We start from the raw sequence: 260 nt of genomic DNA, 5'->3' as shown, positions 1-260 counted from the left end.
CCCCATCGTCCCGTCGAGCACAGCTTGCACGGGATCGACCTTGGAGTCATCGATGGCGATCGCGCCGATCTGCTCGGCCAACGCGAGCCGGTCAGGATGACGATCGACCACCATCACCTTCGCGGCCCCCTTGATCATCGCGGACAGGGCGGCCATCAGCCCGACCGGACCCGCCCCGGCGATGACAACACTGTCGCCCGGGACCACGCCGGCCATCTCGGTGGCGTGGTAGCCGGTGGGGAAGATGTCGGAGAGCATGA

General features: G+C 67.3%; 1 protein-coding gene. It reads right to left on the bottom strand.

The window, feature by feature from the left end; translation table 11 throughout:
- The coding region (locus FLQ44_RS17090; protein WP_147695368.1) for a zinc-binding dehydrogenase at positions 1-260 on the bottom strand (260 nt) is incomplete at both ends.

Origin of the sequence: Vogesella mureinivorans, assembly GCF_007644035.1 — a bacterium.
GTDB classification, from domain to species: Bacteria; Pseudomonadota; Gammaproteobacteria; order Burkholderiales; family Chromobacteriaceae; genus Vogesella; species Vogesella mureinivorans.
Note: the sequence above shows the minus strand (reverse complement) of the source record. Positions and strands in the feature narration are given on the sequence as shown.